This is a genomic window from Sphingomonas sp. LR60, from assembly GCF_036855935.1.
GTDB lineage: Bacteria > Pseudomonadota > Alphaproteobacteria > Sphingomonadales > Sphingomonadaceae > Sphingomonas.
This window is the reverse complement of sequence record NZ_JASPFK010000001.1, coordinates 524848-542746: the sequence shown is the minus strand read 5'-3', so window position 1 is coordinate 542746 and position 17899 is coordinate 524848. Positions and strand designations below refer to the sequence as shown.

At 65.2% G+C, this 17899-nt stretch carries 18 protein-coding genes, 1 tRNA gene and 2 pseudogenes; 15 read left to right on the top strand and 6 right to left on the bottom strand.

The annotated features are described in order from the left end of the window. Positions 1-238: 238 nt before the first annotated feature. The 3 genes from QP166_RS02595 to QP166_RS02585 form a co-directional block, all read right to left on the bottom strand. Positions 239-1357 (bottom strand): acyltransferase family protein, encoded by a 1119-nt coding sequence (locus tag QP166_RS02595; RefSeq protein ID WP_333914491.1) that lies wholly within the window; start codon positions 1355-1357, stop codon positions 239-241. A 98-nt stretch (positions 1358-1455) separates the two neighbouring features. Beyond that, positions 1456-1674: a hypothetical protein gene (locus QP166_RS02590; protein WP_333914490.1), complete on the bottom strand. Its 219-nt coding sequence runs from the start codon at positions 1672-1674 to the stop codon at positions 1456-1458. Between the two features lie 95 nt (positions 1675-1769). Beyond that, positions 1770-2996: a TonB-dependent receptor gene (locus QP166_RS02585; protein ID WP_333914489.1), complete on the bottom strand. Its 1227-nt coding sequence runs from the start codon at positions 2994-2996 to the stop codon at positions 1770-1772. Between the two features lie 479 nt (positions 2997-3475). Here QP166_RS02585 and QP166_RS02580 point away from each other — a divergent pair, with 479 nt between their 5' ends. After that, entirely contained in the window at positions 3476-3679 is a 204-nt protein-coding gene (locus QP166_RS02580; RefSeq protein ID WP_333914488.1) for a hypothetical protein, read from the top strand. A gap of 990 nt (positions 3680-4669) precedes the next feature. Beyond that, a complete protein-coding gene (locus tag QP166_RS02575; protein WP_333914487.1) occupies positions 4670-5476 on the top strand; it encodes a hypothetical protein in 807 nt (268 codons plus the stop codon). A gap of 599 nt (positions 5477-6075) precedes the next feature. On the opposite strand, the gene QP166_RS02570 is transcribed toward QP166_RS02575, so the two are convergent. Further along, positions 6076-6165: transfer RNA gene (locus tag QP166_RS02570), tRNA-Ser, on the bottom strand. Between the two features lie 127 nt (positions 6166-6292). On the opposite strand from QP166_RS02570, the gene hspQ reads away from it, so the two are divergent. The 5 genes from hspQ (at position 6293) to QP166_RS02545 (ending at position 8874) form a co-directional block, all read left to right on the top strand. Then, complete coding sequence (gene hspQ, locus QP166_RS02565) at positions 6293-6673, top strand: heat shock protein HspQ (protein ID WP_333914486.1); 381 nt, start codon at positions 6293-6295, stop codon at positions 6671-6673. 321 nt (positions 6674-6994) lie between these two features. Then, a complete protein-coding gene (gene rplU / locus QP166_RS02560; protein ID WP_022687449.1) occupies positions 6995-7291 on the top strand; it encodes a 50S ribosomal protein L21 in 297 nt (98 codons plus the stop codon). A 28-nt stretch (positions 7292-7319) separates the two neighbouring features. Further along, entirely contained in the window at positions 7320-7589 is a 270-nt protein-coding gene (gene rpmA, locus QP166_RS02555; protein ID WP_022687450.1) for a 50S ribosomal protein L27, read from the top strand. A gap of 182 nt (positions 7590-7771) precedes the next feature. Beyond that, the gene (locus QP166_RS02550; protein WP_333914485.1) at positions 7772-8323 is read left to right on the top strand and encodes a GNAT family N-acetyltransferase; all 552 of its coding nucleotides are present in this window, start codon (positions 7772-7774) and stop codon (positions 8321-8323) included. A gap of 149 nt (positions 8324-8472) precedes the next feature. Further along, positions 8473-8874 (top strand): OsmC family protein, encoded by a 402-nt coding sequence (locus QP166_RS02545; protein ID WP_333914484.1) that lies wholly within the window; start codon positions 8473-8475, stop codon positions 8872-8874. 505 nt (positions 8875-9379) lie between these two features. On the opposite strand, the gene QP166_RS02540 is transcribed toward QP166_RS02545, so the two are convergent. Next, positions 9380-10234: a metal-dependent hydrolase gene (locus tag QP166_RS02540; RefSeq protein ID WP_333914483.1), complete on the bottom strand. Its 855-nt coding sequence runs from the start codon at positions 10232-10234 to the stop codon at positions 9380-9382. A gap of 54 nt (positions 10235-10288) precedes the next feature. Here QP166_RS02540 and QP166_RS02535 point away from each other — a divergent pair, with 54 nt between their 5' ends. The 3 genes from QP166_RS02535 to obgE all read left to right on the top strand — a co-directional run bounded on the left by QP166_RS02535 (position 10289) and on the right by obgE (position 12581). Then, positions 10289-10876, top strand: coding sequence for a TetR/AcrR family transcriptional regulator (locus QP166_RS02535; protein WP_333917237.1), 588 nt, complete (start codon positions 10289-10291; stop codon positions 10874-10876). Between the two features lie 99 nt (positions 10877-10975). Then, entirely contained in the window at positions 10976-11365 is a 390-nt protein-coding gene (locus tag QP166_RS02530; protein ID WP_333914482.1) for a hypothetical protein, read from the top strand. 169 nt (positions 11366-11534) lie between these two features. After that, positions 11535-12581, top strand: a complete 1047-nt coding sequence (gene obgE, locus QP166_RS02525; RefSeq protein ID WP_333914481.1) for a GTPase ObgE — start codon at positions 11535-11537, stop codon at positions 12579-12581. A 7-nt stretch (positions 12582-12588) separates the two neighbouring features. Here the strand turns inward: obgE and QP166_RS02520 are convergent, their stop codons facing one another. Next, on the bottom strand, positions 12589-13722 hold the full coding sequence (locus QP166_RS02520; protein ID WP_333914480.1) for a tetratricopeptide repeat protein: 1134 nt from the start codon (positions 13720-13722) through the stop codon (positions 12589-12591). A gap of 137 nt (positions 13723-13859) precedes the next feature. Between QP166_RS02520 and proB the strand changes: the two genes are divergently transcribed. The 5 genes and pseudogenes from proB to QP166_RS02495 form a co-directional block, all read left to right on the top strand. Continuing rightward, positions 13860-14930 carry a glutamate 5-kinase gene (gene proB / locus QP166_RS02515; protein ID WP_333914479.1) on the top strand — a complete coding sequence of 357 codons (1071 nt, stop codon included), beginning with the start codon at positions 13860-13862 and terminating at the stop codon, positions 14928-14930. Then, positions 14927-15825 (top strand): annotated as a pseudogene (locus QP166_RS02510) (NAD-dependent epimerase/dehydratase family protein). Before proB ends, QP166_RS02510 begins: the two are co-directional and overlap by 4 nt. Before the next feature lie 42 nt (positions 15826-15867). Then, positions 15868-16110 carry an acyl carrier protein gene (locus QP166_RS02505; RefSeq protein WP_333914478.1) on the top strand — a complete coding sequence of 81 codons (243 nt, stop codon included), beginning with the start codon at positions 15868-15870 and terminating at the stop codon, positions 16108-16110. A gap of 5 nt (positions 16111-16115) precedes the next feature. Further along, the gene (gene spt, locus QP166_RS02500) at positions 16116-17384 is read left to right on the top strand and encodes a serine palmitoyltransferase (protein WP_333914477.1); all 1269 of its coding nucleotides are present in this window, start codon (positions 16116-16118) and stop codon (positions 17382-17384) included. Between the two features lie 113 nt (positions 17385-17497). Continuing rightward, positions 17498-17878, top strand: a pseudogene (locus tag QP166_RS02495) (CHASE3 domain-containing protein); the annotation flags it as partial. Positions 17879-17899 lie beyond the last annotated feature (21 nt).

Here is a 17899-nt window from a genome sequence, read left to right as displayed (position 1 = left end):
CCGACGGGAACGACGACTTCTCCGAACTCACGTTCACAACACCGGAACTATGGCGGCACTTCAATTCCAAATGGCTACCAATTGCAAACCCACTTTTGTATTGGAATGGTGGGTTTGTGGGGGACGAAAGCTGACCTTGGTCTCACCCGCGCACCCGCGCGTTCGATCACGCGCACGCTGGCGCGCGAAATCGATCGCCGGGCTTAAGCCGCGATCAATCCATGAGCCATAAGGGCGATCAAATCACACGTCGCACCAACGGCAAGGCTCTGGCGATCCCCGCCACCGCGAACGATGCGCCACAAGCAGCCATTCCCACCGCGAGGAACTTGATCAACGGCGCCGCCATCCACGGTGAAGCCAGAACGCTCAACGCCACCACCAATGGCGGGTGGAAGATGAAGGCGCCGAATGCGCCGGCAGCGAGCCACTTCGTCACCGGTCCGGCGGTGCGCTGACGACGATTTGCCCAGGCCAGCAGCCCGAGGATCACGCCGGTCGCGACGCAAGGCTCCCAGAACGCATAATAGAGGGCGTTGAAGTTCAGGCCGCCCTCGAAGCCGCCCGCAGAACCCTGCATGACGACCACCAGCGGAAGTGATGCCAGCGACACGGCGGCTAGGACAAGCCACGGCCGCGCGTCCTGCGACGTGACACGCTCGAGCAAGCGACCCGGCGCTGCCGCAGCGCCAGCCGCGAACAGCATGATGTAGCTCGGAAAATAGCCGAGCTGTAACCACAGGATCTCCTGCCCTACCGGGATGACGAGGCGCACGGCGAACGCTGCCGCCCCGACGGCGACGATCGCGACCAGGATCATCCGACGCGGCGGCAACATGATCGTCGGCGCAACTGGACGCGGGCGCGGCCACATGCTGCGCCACGCCGCATAAACGAAGGCGAAGATCAGCAAGGCGATCGCGAACCAGAGCGGCCCCGGTCCGTGCGGGCCATCCGCAATCCCCCGCAGCCAGCCGTCGACCACTCCCGCCGGGGTTGTGGAATCGGCCAGTGCGACGGTGAGCGGATAAAGCAAAAAGAAGAAGGTGAGCAGTGGGATACCCAGCCGGACGAGGCGGTCCGCCAGATAGTGCCCCGGGCCCTTCCGATCGAACGATCGCGGCGTGTAGTAACCGGCCAGCAGGAAGAACACGCCCATGAAATAGGATTGATTGATCGCGTTGAACATGACCAGCAGCGGATTGGAGGCGTTCGGCTGCTCCCGCCAGAACCATCCGCCCGATCCGCCGTATGTGATCGCCGTATGATGCAGGATCACCAGCATCGTCATGATAACACGGACGATGTCGATACCCGCATGACGCGGCACTTCTTCAACATGGATGGGGCTCGTCATCGGCCAGCTATGAAGCTCGCCGATCAGACCGACAAGCGCCACGATTTCGTGATGCTCACTCCCTTAAATGGCGCGGAACACCTCAGGCATCACGATCATCAAAACAACTTGCGGAGGGAAAGCACGACAGTGCGTCCGAGCGCATCGAGCAGGTCCGGCTGATAACGGTAGGGAATGGCACCAGTCGCATCGCGCACGCGTTGACGAGCGCCGGTGATGTTCGAAACTTCAAGCTTCAGGCCGAGATGCCGACTCCATTCCTGCCGGCGCAGAAAATGATGAACGCTCATGGACGCGGTGATGTTGATCTTGCACAAGGGCGCAAATCTCAATGTCGATGCCGCGATAATATTGCGAATAGTGGCTGCACCGGTGCAGTAGAAGTCGAACGTTCCGCCATTGCCCAGATAGCTTAGCCCGCCATAGCCGTAACCGGTGAGGCGCTGGGTGCTCCCCCCGACAACGTATCACCCCTTAATAGATCGAGCGTCGGTGCGCCTGGCTTCAGCTCCACTTCGTCGGAGAAGCGGACCGTGGGGCCGATCCCACCATAAAAGCTGGGTCGATCAGGCGAGCGGCCGTCCGGCGTAGCCGGTGGCTTCGGGCGGCCGAGTTGTCCGTTGACGGCGAGCGTGATGTTGAGCGTTCGCTGACGCTCATGGAAGATATTGATCGGCCGGAACGCCACCGACACCAACGCGCTAGCGTCGTCGCGCACGAACAATTCGGGCAAGGCTGCCTGAGCGGCCGGCGTCACGGCAAAGATGGTCTGGACGCCGTCGCGGATGTCCGTCGTTTCATACGTCGCGCCGATCCGCAGTTCGCTCTTGGCGAAGGGCTTGACGGTTGCGCCGATCGAACGCGTCTGGCGACGCTCGGCGGTCAGCGCTGGGTTGCCCCCCACCAAAACCGTGACCAGCGTCGACCGACCGGTCCCGAAATCGAAGACAGGGATTTGAGGCGCGGATATCTGCGGTGCGGCGAGTTGATCGAGCGTCGGTGCCGCGGCCGACCGCTTGATCTGCGCCAAAAACTGCAAGCCGGTGAACGGGGCCCAGTTTGCCCCGAGCGTCGAATCCGACAGGTCACCGAACCGGCTGACGTGGCGAGCCGTCGCAGAAACATTCACCGACACGTCCCCAGCCCACGGCAACACGTCCTCGCTTCGAGAGGCAATCGGGACATCGAGCGCGACGGCCCCCTCGAACCGGCTGCGGTCGAACGCGACCGCTGACGGATCGAGACCGCGCGTCCTGCTGCTCGTGCCGATATGCTCAGCCTCGAGCGTCGCGGTCAGCGTAATGCGGCCGGCCGGAACGCGCCATGGGCGGTTGGTCGCAACGAATTTCGTGCCCGCTCCATAAGTGAACTGGAAGGTACGATCGACGATGCGATCGGAGAGAAACGAAGGATCGAGCGGTTTGAACGGATCCGCACCGGCGGCGATCGCCGCGTTGGCGGCCGTGATGTCGATCGCCTTGGCGACGATTCCGTTCTTGTTCTGCGTGTCCAGCGCTCCGGTCCAATCCCACTGCCACCCCCGCCAGGCGCCGCGCACCACGCTCCCCGCGTGAAGCGTGGTCGTGTCGGTGCGCTGGCTGAGTGGGGGCGCCTCGACGAGATTGCGTTGCAGCAGCACGTCCTCGCCGAAGGGGAGAAGGGATTGTCACCGGGAATGACGAAGGTCGCGCTCGCAGGTCCGAACACCGCACGCTCACGACTGTGATCCGCCGTCAGGGTCAATGCTCCCGACAGCCGTCGCCCGATGCGGTCGGCGATCACCGCCTCGCCGTGGAAGGTGTCGTTTGACGGTGTCAGCGTCCGCAGCGGCGACAGGTCAAACAGCCTCGGCCGATTGGCGTCCGGCACGAATTGATCGAGCCCGAACGGGCCCGCCGTGATCGGCACCGGCGCGATCGTCACCAACCGCCCGGCCAGGACCGAAAGTCGGGGATCGATCTCGCCACCGGGCACCGTTCCGGTGATATTTCCGATTGCATCGAACGGCACGTCCGGGTCGGGAAGAACGCGGCGCCGCGTCTGGAGCAGCGCGTCGGTATGCCGAGCATCCAGCGACAGCGTTACCCGGCCGCTACCCTGTAGGCGCGTATAGTCGAGATGCGCATTGCCATTGTCGGCTCCGCCGCGTGTCGATGTGCCGACCGCCTGCTTCAAGGCCAGCTGCCGAAACTGGCGTTTGGTGATGAAGTTGACGATGCGCCGGGTCGGTGGATAGCCGTATTGAAGAGCCACCGGTTCGGGGAACACCTCGACCTTCTCGATCGCCTCTGGCGGCAGATTGCCGATCTCTTGATATCCTGAGACACGTTGCGCGTTCAGCAGGAAGATCGGATCCTGCCCGCTTCCCGACTGCGTCACCCCGCGGATCGCTCGCAGCAGTTCGCCGATCGACGTCGCCCCGGAAGCAGCGATCGCCCCCGCGTCGAGCGACGCCAACGGCTGGATCACGGTTTCGACCTGTCCACGCTTTCCGACGATGACAATATCGGGACGATCTTCAGCAGCCTCTGATAGGTCCCCGGAGGGAACGGCTGCACCGGCTGCCGGCACTTCCGCGGGTTTGCTCGATTGTCAGACGCCCGTCGTCGCACAGCTCAACGCAGCCGCCGCCGTCGCGATACGACTTACCCGAAGCACATCGTGACAGACTCTTCCGGGCAAATGCATGATCAATTACCTAGCTCGGATCGGCGTCAGCGACAGTCAGAGATTATTTCGGTCTCTTGGAAGAATGCGTCCGTCCCCGGCTTCTATTCGAACGTGCTTGACGATGTGCCTTGAGCAAAAAGCGCCAAAAACGGGCAATCGATTTTCCGCGGGTATGCGGTGACAGCCGTAATTGGCGTGTCACCGGGACGCTAGGCTAATCACGCCTAGCTCTTACCCGTTTTGACAAGGAGCAACGGGTGAAACAGCCCCGAAGGTTTATCTTGCCCTACATCAGGCACTTACGTAAGGCCTCGCTGCCGCCCGGGGGTGGCATGGGGAATTGGGCATGTCGTATCGTGACGCAACGATGGTTGATGCCTTGTGCGCTCCGCGTCTTCGCTTGACATAATCTGACTCACCCTGCGTCGTTCAGGTCGATGAAGATCGGAACGACGGATCTGGTGTCTGTTTGCCATTTTTCGTGTGCTGAAGCTTGGCATGGCCACCTAAGCAAGATCGCCAGCGTATTCGGCGGGAATATTCCACATCAACGCTGCGTTGCCAGCTGACTGTTGTCTCCGAATATTCTTGTCCAAGGACAGGTGACAAACGTCGAATCAGCGCTTTCATTGAGAAAACGAGATGGAAGAAGCATTACTGACCTTTGTCATTCCAGTGCGGCACCAGGAAAACGCCAAGGATTGGGGCTTACTGAAGCGGCGCCTTAGCGAAACGATCACGTCGATATCAGGTCAGAGCAGTGACCTGTGGCGGTGCATCATCGTCGCCAACGAGGGAGCTGATCTACCGCCGCTGCCGTCGAATTTCTCTGCTGCGCGAGTAACGTTGCCACCCAATCCCATGCACGAGCGGGCCGGCGCGGATTTGCACGCCTTCTACGAGTCAGTGCGTCTCGACAAGGGCAGCCGCGTGTTGGCGGGCGTCCGAGCAAGCAAGTCGAAATACGTTATGGTCGTTGACGATGACGACTTCATCGATCGCAATCTCGTAAAATTTGTCAGCGACAACCAAGATAAGAATGGCTGGTTCTTCAAAAGTGGCTTCGTCTGGGAGGATGGCGGCAAGCACGTCTACCGGCATCCACGGTTCAATCACTTCTGCGGAACATCCCACATTGTAAAGCGCAGCTTGTTGAATGTCCCTGAACAAGGCGACGTAGATATCGAGTACGTGAAGAGAATGCTTGGTAGTCACATGACGATCGAGCGTGAATTGGCGGAAAACGGCACACCTTTGGAGCCGCTTCCCTTCGAAGGCGCGGTTTATCGGATTGGCCACGCGGGCGCGCACAGTCGCTCGCAAACCCTCGCCAAGACCTTCTTCCTGAGGCGCTCGACGCTTTTGCGACCTTGGCGGGTCATCGGCGCCCTGACCCGCATACGCCGACTTGATAGGCCAATGGCAAGGCGCTTCTTCGGCGTACAGTGACCGAGCGTCCAAAACATAAAGACCGGCGTATTTCGGCAGGATAGTCCAGCCGATTGCGGCAACCATCGCGGCGCCGCTTGGGCTTCTGACAAACATTCAGAAGTGGCTGAAATCCTCCGTACTGATCCCGACCACACCAAAGATCGCCGCCAGCAGAAGGGCGGCGATCATGCAGAAGGCGAACGCCACTAGGGATTGTCGCAGCAGGCCTGGCATCAGCCGTTCGGTTGCTTGCTATCGTGCGCCGGCATTGATGCTGCCCCCCTGACCACCCCTTTGTTGGCCCTCACATACATCAGGACGCGAGAGGTTAGGAGCGGTTTCGCGCAATCGAGCACAAAGCTAGACGCAAGTTAGTCGCTTAACCGCACCCTGCTCCGCGAGCGACCACCCCCTCTCGAAGTACCGCCTGAAGCACTCCTCACGATCGTAGAGCCACCACCTCCCGAACACTTCGCAGGTGGACCAGACGGTCAGAACCGCCGCTGGGATGCCTGCTCGGCGAGCGCAGACCGATCGAGGACCACGGCCATGAAGCATGTCGAAGGCTTCGTATAACCGGGGTCTGGGATCGATCCCGCTTGGCTGGAACGGTTAAGTGGCGGAGAGGGTGGGATTCGAACCCACGGTACCCGTGAGGGCACGCCGCATTTCGAGTGCGGTGCATTCGACCACTCTGCCACCTCTCCGCGAGGTCACCGGCGGCTCCGTAAAGCGCCCGGCGGTGGGTCGAGGCGCGGCCCCTAACGGCTTGCGACACACGACGCAAGCGCATCTCGTGTTGTGCTGCACGATTTCTGCACTAGATACGCTGGCATGACCCGCGATGCGCTGGCTGATACCCGCCTCCCCGACGATCCGATCGCTCCGCCGATCGCCCATGCCCGATTCTCGATCGGCGACGTCGTGCGCCACCGGATGCTCGATTTCCGCGGCGTGATCTTCGACGTCGATCCGGTCTTCGCCAACAGCGAGGAATGGTATCAATCCATTCCGGAGACGCTGCGCCCCGCCAAGGACCAGCCCTTCTACCATCTGCTCGCCGAGAACCTCGAATCGAGCTATGTCGCCTATGTCAGCCAGCAGAACCTGGAGCATGACGACAGCGACGAGCCGATCGAGCATCCCGCGATCGCCGGCCTGTTCGACCGGCTGGATGACGGGCGGTATGGATTGAAGCGGCTGCACCGCCACTAGGGTCTGTACTCAATCGCAACAAGGATCGTGATCGCCTCTGGAAGGCCGCCCACGAGGAGCGAAGCGCAGTCGGGTAGCTGCGCTACCCGCAAGCAAGCGACGATGCTGGGCGGCCTTCCAGAGGCGACCGCGAAGCGGCGGGCGGCTTTTCCGTCACGACCTTGTTGCGATTGAGTACAGACCCTGGGCCCTCCGTCCGGGCGGGGAATCGGTTGACATCCCGGAAGGGCTATCCTAACCGCCACGCTTCAACCGTGCGGCATGCCCGTCGCGGTCCATGACATTTGGGAAGCAATTCCCGTTGAAGGAAACATCGTAGCCATGTTCGCAGTCGTGCGCACGGGCGGCAAGCAGTACCGCGTCGCCGCCGGAGACAAGATCGTCGTCGAGAAGATCGAGGGCGAGGCCGGCGCGTCGGTGACGCTGGGTGACGTGCTGCTCGCTGGCGAGGGCGCGGAACTGAAGGACGTCGCGGGCCTGACGGTCGCCGCCGAAATCATCGCCCAGGCGAAGGGTGAGAAGGTGATCGTTTTCAAGAAGCGTCGCCGCCACAACTATCGTCGCCGCAATGGCCATCGCCAAAACCACACGATCCTGAAGATCGTCTCGGTCGGCTGAGCCCCAAAGCGCGAAAGGAACAGACACAATGGCACATAAGAAAGCAGGCGGTTCGTCGCGTAACGGTCGTGATTCGGCCGGCCGTCGCCTTGGCGTAAAGAAGTTCGGCGGTCAGGAAGCGATCGCCGGCAACATTCTCGTGCGTCAGCGCGGGACGAAGTTCTACCCGGGCCGCAACGTCGGCATCGGCAAGGATCATACCCTGTTTGCGCTCGTCGACGGCCGCGTGGTGTTCCACGACGGCAAGCTCGGCCGCAAATTCTGCTCGGTCGATATGATTGCGGCTGCGGCCGAATAACATCGGGTGACCACACGGGTTGCCCGCCAGGGCGACCCGGGGTTCCGCGACGGAACCCAGCCAGATAAGGGAGACGGGTCCGCCCCGGCTCCCTTTTTCTTGCTGCTCCCTCCCCTTACCGTTCCCGTGTCGCGCGCTCGTCATCGTCGCGTGGCACGGGCCCGTCGCAGGAGATGGAGCACATGTTCGCGTTGACGCCCCGTTTGACGTTACGGCCCGGCTGGTTCGAGGACGCGCCCGCGCTTGCGCAGGCGATCGGCCACGAAGCGGTGGTCAACCGCCTCGCGCGCGCGCCTTGGCCTTATACGCTGGAGGATGCCGAGACCTTCCTGTCGCTGCCGCGCGGCGCGACCGAGCCGCGCTTCGTCATCGTCGAGCGGAGCGGCGATCACCGGCTGATCGGCGGGATCGGGCTGCACCGCGCCGACAATGGCGACCACGAACTCGGTTATTGGCTGACTCCCGACGCCTGGGGCCGCGGCTATGCCACCGAGGCCGGTCGCGCCGTGATCGACATCGCGCGCCACGCACTCCCGCTGAGCCGGCTCACCGCCTATCACCACGCCGACAATCCGGCGTCGGGGGCGGTCCTGCGCAAGCTCGGCTTCGTCGAAACCGGCCGGTCGCAACGCTGGTCGCTGGCCCGCGGCGGAATGGTCGATGCCATCGACTTCGCGCTTGATCTCGATGCGGACGCGATGCGTACCGACGCGGCGATGCCGATCGCGGCCTAGTCCGGATCGACACTCAGGACTTTCATGCCGCCTCGTCGAGGTTCTGAGCCGAACAATCGCTTCCCGTCGCCGGGATGACGGGAGAGGGCAGTTGATCGTTGATTGTCGATCGGACCTACGAAGAACCGTCGACGAAGGAAGGTTTTCCGATGACCGACATCACAGTCGCCTATGAACCACCGCTCCGCTTTCGCGCGACACATGCAGAACCGGGTGCGGTGCTCGTCATGGATGGCCCCAGGGAGTTGGGCGGCACTGGTGAGAGCTTCTCGCCGAGCGACCTGCTCTCGCTGTCGCTCGGCGGCTGCATCCTCGGGATCATGGCGGTCGCTGCGCGCTCGATGGACATCGATATCAGTGGAGCCACCGCCGCGGTGTCCAAGGAGATGGGCGGCACCCCGCGCCGGATCACGCATCTGTCGGTGATCGTGCGCGTTCCCGGGGCGTTCGACGAGCGCCAACGGCGGAAACTCGAGGCCGCGGCACATGCGTGCCCCGTGCACAACGCACTCGGCATCGATGCGCCGATCGTCTTCGACTGGGTCGGCTAACTCATGATGATGTGAGGTCGAATGAACCAATCGTCATTGCGAGCATAGCGAAGCAATCCAGGGCGTCCTGATCCGACTCCGGATTGCTTCGCTACGGCCGCAATGACAGCTCAGGTTGAGGTCATCGTGCTCCGGGCGCGTCGCCGGCAAGATCCGAGCGGCGTCGGCAATGCTTCAAACGATGCGGCGAGCATCCATACGCAAACATCGGCGAGGCTTATCGGCGCGTAACCGACGCCCTTCCCGCCCCTGCTCCATCTTCGCTGATGGCGCGTATCTGCAACGGCCCAAGCGCAGCCTGCAGCCTGCAGCCTGACGCCGCTTTGGACGAAAGCAACAGCCGCCAGCACAGGCACTTCGAAGGCGCCGCTGTCCTACATCAATGTCGCAACCTTATACGGTCACCATGCCCTCGCCCGCACTCGCCGCGTCGCCATGGTCACAGTCAGTGACGCGTTTTCCGGCGATGCGCGCAACCATCGCCAACTTCCACCCGGTTGCCTCGTCAGGCTGCCACCCGCGGCAACACCGCTGCCTCGTAATCGCTCTCGGCCAGCCCGATCAGCGCGCGATCGTCATGTTTCCACGGATGGAAGCCGGGCAGGAAGTACCCCAGCCACACCCCCGCCACCTTCCGCGCCATTCCCGGATAACCGAGCGCATACCACGCCATCCGCGCCCATACTTTCGGTCCCTTCAGCCCGTCCTGCCGCAGCAGCTCGTTCATGCCCCGCGCGCGGCCATGAACGAACCGCCACGTCGTGATGAGCATCACCAGCGCCTTGATCCGCCAGCGCGTGAACCGCCTCCAGTCGCGCGTCGCGTGCAGCCAGGTGTCGTACGCGACGCCCTTGTGCTCGATCTCCTCGGCGGCATGCCACAGCCACAAGGCCCGCGCCTGTTCGTCGCCGCCCGCCAGATGCCGCGGGTTCGCGATCAGCTCATGCGCGAGCATCGCGGTGAAATGTTCGAGCGCGGTGGTCGCGGCGAGGCTGCCGATCGGCGGCCGCCCCTTCGTCAAGGCCAGCGCCGCGTCGACGTCGCGGTCGAGCAAGGTCGTATCATACCCCTGATCCGCGACATGGCGGTTGAAGGCGACATGCTCGCGCGTATGCAGCACCTCCTGCTTGATGAAGGCGTTGATCTCGCGCTCCAGCTGCGGCGGCGTGCCGTCGCGGAACTTCCGAACGCTGTCGACGAAGAACCCCTCGCCCTTGGGAAACGTCACCGACAGCGCATTGTAGAAGGCGGTCGCATAGGGGTCGTCGTTCAGCCACCAGCGCCGAATCGCGGCGCCGCGCCCGAAACGGCGGTCGCGCGGGGTAATGGTCAGGTCGGCGGGAGTGGTTGCTTTCGCCACGGAAACCTCCACTAAGGACGGACACGATCCGTTAACTTACACGGGTGTCAGTTAATTGTCCCTTGCCGCCAATGCAACCCCCGTCGCCGGCTGAGCCCCGAGGCATCGCGCGACGCGGCGCTGGAGGCGGCGCGCGCGTTGCTGGTCGAGGAGGGGCCACAAGCGGTGACGCTGAAGGCGGTCGCGGGTCGTATCGGCCGCACCCACGCCAATCTGCTCCACCATTTCGGCTCAGCGGACGGATTGCAGCGCGCGCTGATCGCCCGCATGACCGCGTTGGTGGTGGCCCCGATCCGCGACGCCGCCCGTCGCTCGCGCGAGCGCAAGGACCCGTCGGAGCTGGTCGACGTCGTCTTCGACGCATTCGGCGCAAACGGCGCGGGCGCGCTGGCGACGTGGATGATTCTCAACGGCAATCAGGACGCGCTCGACCCGATCCTCACCGCGGTCCACGATCTGGTCGAGGACCTCTCCCACGACGAGAACCGGCCCGACGCCCCGATCAAGGATGAGACGCTGCACCTGGTGCTGGCGGCGCTGGGCGACGCGCTGCTGGGCGCCCCGATGGCGCGCGCGCTGGGATTGCCGCGCGACCGGGCGCGGGCGATCGCGCGGGCGATGTTGTTGCGGGATCGGGTGTGAAGTACATCTCGAAGTCGGACGCGCTTGCTGCAACCGGTGTTTAGTCATACCGTCGTGGACGCCAACTTCACTCGCCATGTCTAAATCGCGGGGCGCAATATGATCTTTTCCGTTAGCCTTGCTCTTTCTGTCATGTTGCTTGGAACGCCCTCTACCACCCCCGCGCCGGGCAGAGAGGCTCCGCTAAAGGCGACGATGGATAAGATGGAGCGGCGAATAGCGACCGCACCCTGCGTGGGCTCGCCGGACAAGTGGGAACGGCGCTACTTCTATAAGACGTGGGTAACGGGAACCGTCTTTCACCTGGATGAAGCTGTCATCAAATTTGAATATTACGAAGCGGGGAAATTCGAATTTAAGGAAGGCCGCAAGTTCTACATCGATCCTCCATTGCCGATGATGGACGACCGCCGTTTTCGCATCGCGTATGGCTACTACGACTGGACTAAAGATCGCGTCACGCTCTTGGCTTGTGGTAAAAACGCCTAATGGCACCCTGATGCGAACTCGCGCATCGCCACCACCCAATAACGATCTCGCTACCCGCAACTGATCGATCGCTTTTGCCAAAGCCGCGTCGCCGGTTGCGGGCGGCCCCGCGCCGGCCGCGCGCGCTCTGATATCGCTTTAGCGGCGCTAAAGCGGTACGGAGCACGCCATGCACTTTCTCGATCAAGCGAAAATCTTCGTCCGTTCCGGCTCGGGCGGTCCCGGCGCCGTCAGCTTCCGGCGCGAAAAATATATCGAATATGGCGGCCCCGACGGCGGTAACGGCGGCAAGGGCGGTGACATCGTCTTCGAGGCGGTCGCCGGTCTCAACACGCTGATCGACTTCCGATACACCCAGCATTTCCGCGCACCGCGCGGGATGGGCGGCTCGGGCAGCAACCGTACCGGCGGCGGCGGCGACGATCTGGTCATCAAGGTCCCCGTCGGCACACAGATCCTCGCCGACGACGAGGAGCGCACCCTGCTGGCCGACATGACACGCATCGGCGAGCGAATCACCTTCCTGCGCGGCGGTGACGGCGGGCGCGGCAACGCCAGCTACAAGACCTCGACCAACCGCGCGCCGCGCCAGCACGGCACCGGCTGGCCACATGAGGAGGCCTGGGTGTGGCTGCGGCTCAAGCTGCTCGCCGACGCCGGGCTGGTCGGCCTGCCCAATGCCGGCAAGTCGACCTTCATCAACCAGGTGACGAACGCGCAGGCCAAGGTCGGCGCCTACGCCTTCACCACCACCCGCCCGCAGCTGGGCGTCGTGCGCCACAAACAGCGCGAGTTCGTCGTCGCCGACATCCCCGGCCTGATCGAGGGCGCAGCGGACGGCGCCGGGATCGGCGACCGCTTCCTCGGCCATATCGAGCGTTGCCGCGTGCTGCTCCACCTGATCGACGCCAACGACAAGGACGTCGCCGAAAGCTACCGCATCGTCCGCGGCGAGCTGAGCGCCTATGGCGGTGGGCTCGACGAAAAGCCGGTGGTGGTCGCGCTCAACAAGATCGACACGCTCGACGACGAACTGGTCGCGGCGCTCTCCGCCGAGCTGGAAGAGGCGAGCGGCGCGGAGGTGATCCCGATCTCGGGCGCAAGCGGCATCGGCGTCGATTGGGCGCTCGACTGTCTGCTCGAGGCGATCCCCACCCCCGACCGTCCCGTCGACGATGACGGCGAGGAGCAGGAAGTCGAATGGTCGCCGGTGTGACCGTGGCTCAGCGCCAGCTGCGCAACGCCGGCGCGTAACGCGGCGGCAGCACGCGCAGCGGCGGCGGCGCGCCGAACGCGGTGCGCGCGCGGTCGAGCGTCGCCGCGTCATACGGCGATTGCCGATACTCCGGCTGCGCGGTGACGAGCATCAGCGACCCCGGCGGCAGATGGTCGAGATCGCGCCGCCAAACCGCTGCCAAAGCGTCGGGATCCTTCATGCACAGCGCTGCGCGTTCGACGAGGTCGCGATTGGCTGGTGGGGCATACCGCCGGCTCTGCGGCTTGGCCGACTGATCGATCCGCGCGAGCGACGCCCTCGCCTCGTCCGTCCGCCCCAATTCGTGCAGGACGCAGGCGCGCACCGAATCGAATTGCGCCGTGGCGCCCGGTACGACCGACATGCGCGCCGCCATCGCCGCGAAGCCGCGCTCCGCCCGATCGACCCGCGGCAACGCCTCCGCATAACGCCCGCCAAAGGCCAGCATCGACGCTGCCTGCAGGTCGACGTTAATCGCGTAAGGTGATGCACCGAGCCGCGCGGCCGTTTGATCGAGCAGCGCGACCGCCTCGTCGATCCGCCCGTCTTCCACCAGCGCGCCGGCCAAGGCGTTCGACAGGCTCGACCATTCGGCACGGTCCCAGTCGCTCGTCAGCGGATTGGTGTCGCGCTCCTGTTTCAAGGCGGCGATCGCCTCCGGCCACCGGCCCGCCTCGCGCAACGCCACCGCATATTGCAACAGCGCGCGCACCCGCGTCCGCACCGCGCCTTGCGACGGTTGCCCCGCGCGTGTCCCGGCGCGTCCCTGCTCCCACGCCGCCCGCGTGCGTGCGATCATCGCCTCGCGCAACGGCACCAGATCGTCGCCCGCCCAGCGGGTGATCGGCTCGTGCAGGAACGCCAGCCGGTCGTCGGCCAGCACCGCCACCACCGGCGCCAGCGTATCGAGCGGAAGCTCGACCCACGGCGACGATCCGCCAAGCGGACGATAGCGCAACATCCCGGCCCCCACGTCGGTCTTCAGCTCGACGGCGCTATCGACCCCGTCGATCCGCGCCGTGCCGCGCACCGGTTCCGCCGCTGTCACCGGCGCGACGATCGTCGCCACGATCCCGATCGCCGTCCAGATGCTTCGCTGCATTCGCGCCCTTCCCCGTCTTTGCCGGGATCATGCACGCGGTGCGCGCGGCGGTCGAGAAGATCGTCGTGGCACGCCGTCGTCCCCGGCGCTAACGCTGCCGCCATCATGTCGCTCTTTCCCCCACCGACTGTCCGCGATTGATCGTCAAGATCGGCTCGGCGTTGCTCGTCGACCCAGAAGGCGGCGTGCGGCGCGCGTGGCTGGAGGGGATCGCGCGCGACATCGCCGAGCGCACCGTCGCCGGGCAGCAGGTCGCGGTCGTGTCGTCGGGCGCGATCGCGCTCGGCGCGCGACGGCTCGGGCTCGCCAAGGGTGGACGCGCCAGCCTCGAGGATGCGCAGGCTGCCGCGGCCACCGGGCAGATCGCGCTTGCGGGCGTCTGGGCCGACGTGCTCGCCGCACAGGGGCTCACCGCCGCGCAGATGCTGGTCACGCTCGGCGATCTCGAGGAACGCCGCCGCTACCTCAACGCCGCCGCGACGCTCGGACGCCTGCTCCAGCTCGGCACCGTCCCGATCATCAACGAGAACGACTCGGTCGCGACCGAGGAAATCCGCTTCGGCGACAACGACCGGCTCGCGGCGCGGATCGCGCAGGCGGCGAGCGCGCAGGGCGTCGTGCTGCTCTCCGACATCGACGGCCTCTACGATCGCAACCCTGCGCAACCCGGCGCGCAGCATATCGCGCGAGTCGAACGGATCGATGCGGCGATCGAGGCGATGGCCGATCGCGGTTCCGCGTCGGGCATGGGGTCGGGCGGGATGGTGTCGAAGATCGCCGCCGCGCGGATCGCCAATGCCGCGGGGGCCGCGCTCGCGATCGCCTCCGGGCGCGTCGAGCGCCCGCTGTCCGCCACGGCGCGCCACACCCTGTTCGTCGCCGAGCGGACGGCCCCCGCGCGCAAGGCGTGGCTGGCGGGCGGCCTGACCGCCGCGGGCACGATCCACGTCGATGCCGGCGCGGCCCGCGCGCTGACCGAGGGCCGCAGCCTGCTCGCCGCCGGGGTGACGCGCGTCGAGGGCGCCTTCGCCCGCGGCGACCTGGTCGCGATCGCCGGACCTGCCGGGCCGATCGCGCGCGGCCTGTCCGAATATGACGCCGCGGAAGCCGCGCGACTGCTCGGGCGACGCAGCGACGAACATGCCGCACTGCTCGGCTATGCGCCGCGCGCCGCGCTCGTCCATCGCAACCATATGGCGCTGCTGTGATCCTCGCGCTGACCGGCGGCACCGGCTTCGTCGGCGGCGCGCTGATCGAACAGGCGCTCGCCGCCGGGCACCGGGTGCGGGCGCTCGCCCGTCGCCCCCAGCCGCCCCGCGATGGCGTGACGTGGATCGCGGGCGCGCTCGACGACGCGCAGGCGATCTCCACCCTCGTCTCGACCGCCGACGCCGTCATCCACGTCGCGGGAGCGGTCAACGCACCCGACCGCGCCGCTTTCGCAGCGGCGAATGTCGACGGCACGCGCAATGTCGTCGAGGCCGCGCGCACCTGGGACATCCGCCGCTTCGTCCACGTCTCCTCGCTGGCAGCGCGCGAGCCTTCGCTGTCGAACTACGGCTGGTCGAAGGCCGGTGCCGAAGACGTGGTGAGCGCCAGCGCGCTCGACTGGACGATCGTCCGCCCGCCCGGCGTCTACGGCCCCAGGGACATGGAGCAACGCGACCTGTTCCGCGCCGCACGCCGCACCGGCGTCGTCCCGATCCCGCCGCGCGGGCGTTTGTCGATCATCCACGTCGCCGATCTCGCCCGCCTGCTGCTGGCGCTCGCGGAGGCGCCGGGTGACCACGCCACCTACGAGCCCAGCGACGGCAGTGCGCTCAGCTATGCCGACTTCGCGCGCGCGATCGGCGCGGCGGTCGGGCGGCGCGCCGTCCCGCTCCCCTCCCCGCCGCGCTGCTGCGCACCGCCGCGCGCGCCGACCGGCTGCTGCGCGGTACGAAGGCGAAGCTGACCGCCGATCGCGTCGCCTATATGGTCCATCCCGACTGGACCGCCGATCCCGCCAAGGCCCCGCCGCCGACGCTCTGGCGCCCGCAAATCGCCGCCGCCGAGGGCCTGACCGAAACGGCACGATGGTATCGCGCCCACGGCTTGCTATAGCGCGGCCAGACAACCGCCGCATTTCAAGGCCAGAGCACGCGCATGACTGACCGTACCGCCATCCTCGACACGCTGCGCACGCAGATCGAACCCTTCAACAAGAAGGGCGTCGCAATCACCGAAGCGACCAGCTTCCAGGGCGACCTGGAATGGGATTCGCTGACCGTGATGGACTTCGTCGCCGCGATCGAGGACGAATTCGACATCATCATCACGATGAACATGCAGGCCGAGATCGAGAATGTCGGCCAGCTCGCCGACGCGGTCGAGAAGCTGAAGGGCTGAATCGCATGACCGAGACCGGACTCCAGAGCGAGAAGCTGCCCGCCGAACCCGTTGCCGTGCCGCCCGCGCGCGATTTGTTCGCGAAGTTCGATCCGCTGCTCGCCGAGCGTGAGGCGCTGATGAGTTCGGGCGTGCGCGATCCGTTCGGGATCGTCATGGAGCAGGTCACGTCGCCGACCACCGCGGTGATCCGCGGCAAGGAAACGATCCTGCTCGGCACCTACAATTACATGGGCATGACGTTCGACCCGGACGTGATCGCCGCCGGCACCCGCGCGCTTGAACAGTTCGGCAGCGGCACCAACGGCAGCCGGATGCTCAACGGCACCTTCCGCGATCACGTCGAGGCGGAGGACGCGCTCAAGGAATTCTACGGCGCGAGCGGCGCGATCGTCTTTTCCACCGGCTACCAGGCCAATCTCGGTACGATCTCCACGATGGTCGGGCGCGGCGAGTACGTCATCCTCGACGCCGACAGTCACGCCTCGATCTACGACGGCTGCAAGATGGGCGATGCCGAGGTCGTCCGCTTCCGCCACAATTCGGTCGAGGATCTCGACAAGCGCCTCGGCCGCCTGCCGAAGGAGCCGGGCAAGCTGGTGGTGCTGGAGGGCGTCTATTCGATGCTCGGCGACATCGCGCCGCTGCGCGAGATGGTGCAGGTGGCGAAGAAGCACGGTTGCATGGTGCTGGTCGACGAGGCGCATTCGATGGGCTTCTTCGGCGAGCATGGTCGCGGCGTCTACGAGGCGCAGGGGCTGGTGCTCGGCGAGGATGTCGACCTGGTGATCGGCACCTTTTCCAAGTCGGTCGGCACGGTCGGCGGCTTCTGCATCTCGAACCATCCGAAGTTCGAAGGGCTGCGCTTCTCGTGCCGCCCGTACATCTTCACCGCCTCGCTGCCGCCGTCGGTGGTCGCAACCGCCGCCACCTCGGTGCGCAAGCTGATGACTGCGCACGACAAGCGGGCGCGGCTGTGGAGCAATGCGCGCCAGTTGCACGCCGGCTTGAAGGACCTCGGCTTCGCGCTCGGCACCGACACGTGCGATTCGGCGATCGTCGCGGTGATCCTGCAGGATCAGGCGCAGGCGGTGGTGATGTGGCAGGCGCTGCTGGAGGCCGGGCTCTACGTCAACGTCGCGCGCCCGCCCGCCACGCCGTCGGGCACCTTCCTGCTGCGCTGTTCGATCTGCGCCGAACATACGACGGAACAGATCGACCAGGTCATCACGATGTTCGCTTCGGCAGGACGCCTCGCTGGTGCGACCAACTGAGCCATCATTTAAGCCGACTTAACGTTCATTAACCTAACATCGCGGCCGTGAACGATCGCGACGACATCTCGGGACAGCTGACCGGCGCCTGGCGTACCATCACGCTTAGCGTGATGGCGATCGCTGGCGCGGTCGTGCTCGCGATGCTCGTCATCACGCTGGCGGAGGTGAACGGCCAGCGTGACCGCGCGCTTGCGTCGCAGCGGCACAGCTATGACGTGATGATCCTCGCGCGTACCGTGCAGGGCACGATCGCGCATGCCGAAGCGTCGCTTGGTCGCTACGTCATCTCCGGCGATCAACAACTTGGCCAGATCTATTACGAAGACTGGCGGCGCGCGAAACAGGCGATCGGGCGGCTTGCCAAGCTGGTCCACGAAAATGACGTGCAGTTGACGCATGTCGCGATCTTGCAGGAGGCGTTCCGCACCCGCGGCGACGAACTGGCCCTGACCGCGCTCAGCACCAATTATGGCAAGAACAGTCAGGCGCTCTCACGCCTCTACCAGGCGCGG

Coding starts and splice junctions, on each gene's coding strand:
- QP166_RS02595 (WP_333914491.1), bottom strand. CDS start 1,357: ATGACGAGCCCCATCCATGTTGAAGAAGTGCCGCGTCATGCGGGTATC.
- QP166_RS02580 (WP_333914488.1), top strand. CDS start 3,476: ATGCGCATTGCCATTGTCGGCTCCGCCGCGTGTCGATGTGCCGACCGC.
- QP166_RS02575 (WP_333914487.1), top strand. CDS start 4,670: ATGGAAGAAGCATTACTGACCTTTGTCATTCCAGTGCGGCACCAGGAA.
- hspQ (WP_333914486.1), top strand. CDS start 6,293: ATGACCCGCGATGCGCTGGCTGATACCCGCCTCCCCGACGATCCGATC.
- rplU (WP_022687449.1), top strand. CDS start 6,995: ATGTTCGCAGTCGTGCGCACGGGCGGCAAGCAGTACCGCGTCGCCGCC.
- rpmA (WP_022687450.1), top strand. CDS start 7,320: ATGGCACATAAGAAAGCAGGCGGTTCGTCGCGTAACGGTCGTGATTCG.
- QP166_RS02550 (WP_333914485.1), top strand. CDS start 7,772: ATGTTCGCGTTGACGCCCCGTTTGACGTTACGGCCCGGCTGGTTCGAG.
- QP166_RS02545 (WP_333914484.1), top strand. CDS start 8,473: ATGACCGACATCACAGTCGCCTATGAACCACCGCTCCGCTTTCGCGCG.
- QP166_RS02530 (WP_333914482.1), top strand. CDS start 10,976: ATGATCTTTTCCGTTAGCCTTGCTCTTTCTGTCATGTTGCTTGGAACG.
- obgE (WP_333914481.1), top strand. CDS start 11,535: ATGCACTTTCTCGATCAAGCGAAAATCTTCGTCCGTTCCGGCTCGGGC.
- QP166_RS02520 (WP_333914480.1), bottom strand. CDS start 13,722: ATGCAGCGAAGCATCTGGACGGCGATCGGGATCGTGGCGACGATCGTC.
- QP166_RS02505 (WP_333914478.1), top strand. CDS start 15,868: ATGACTGACCGTACCGCCATCCTCGACACGCTGCGCACGCAGATCGAA.
- spt (WP_333914477.1), top strand. CDS start 16,116: ATGACCGAGACCGGACTCCAGAGCGAGAAGCTGCCCGCCGAACCCGTT.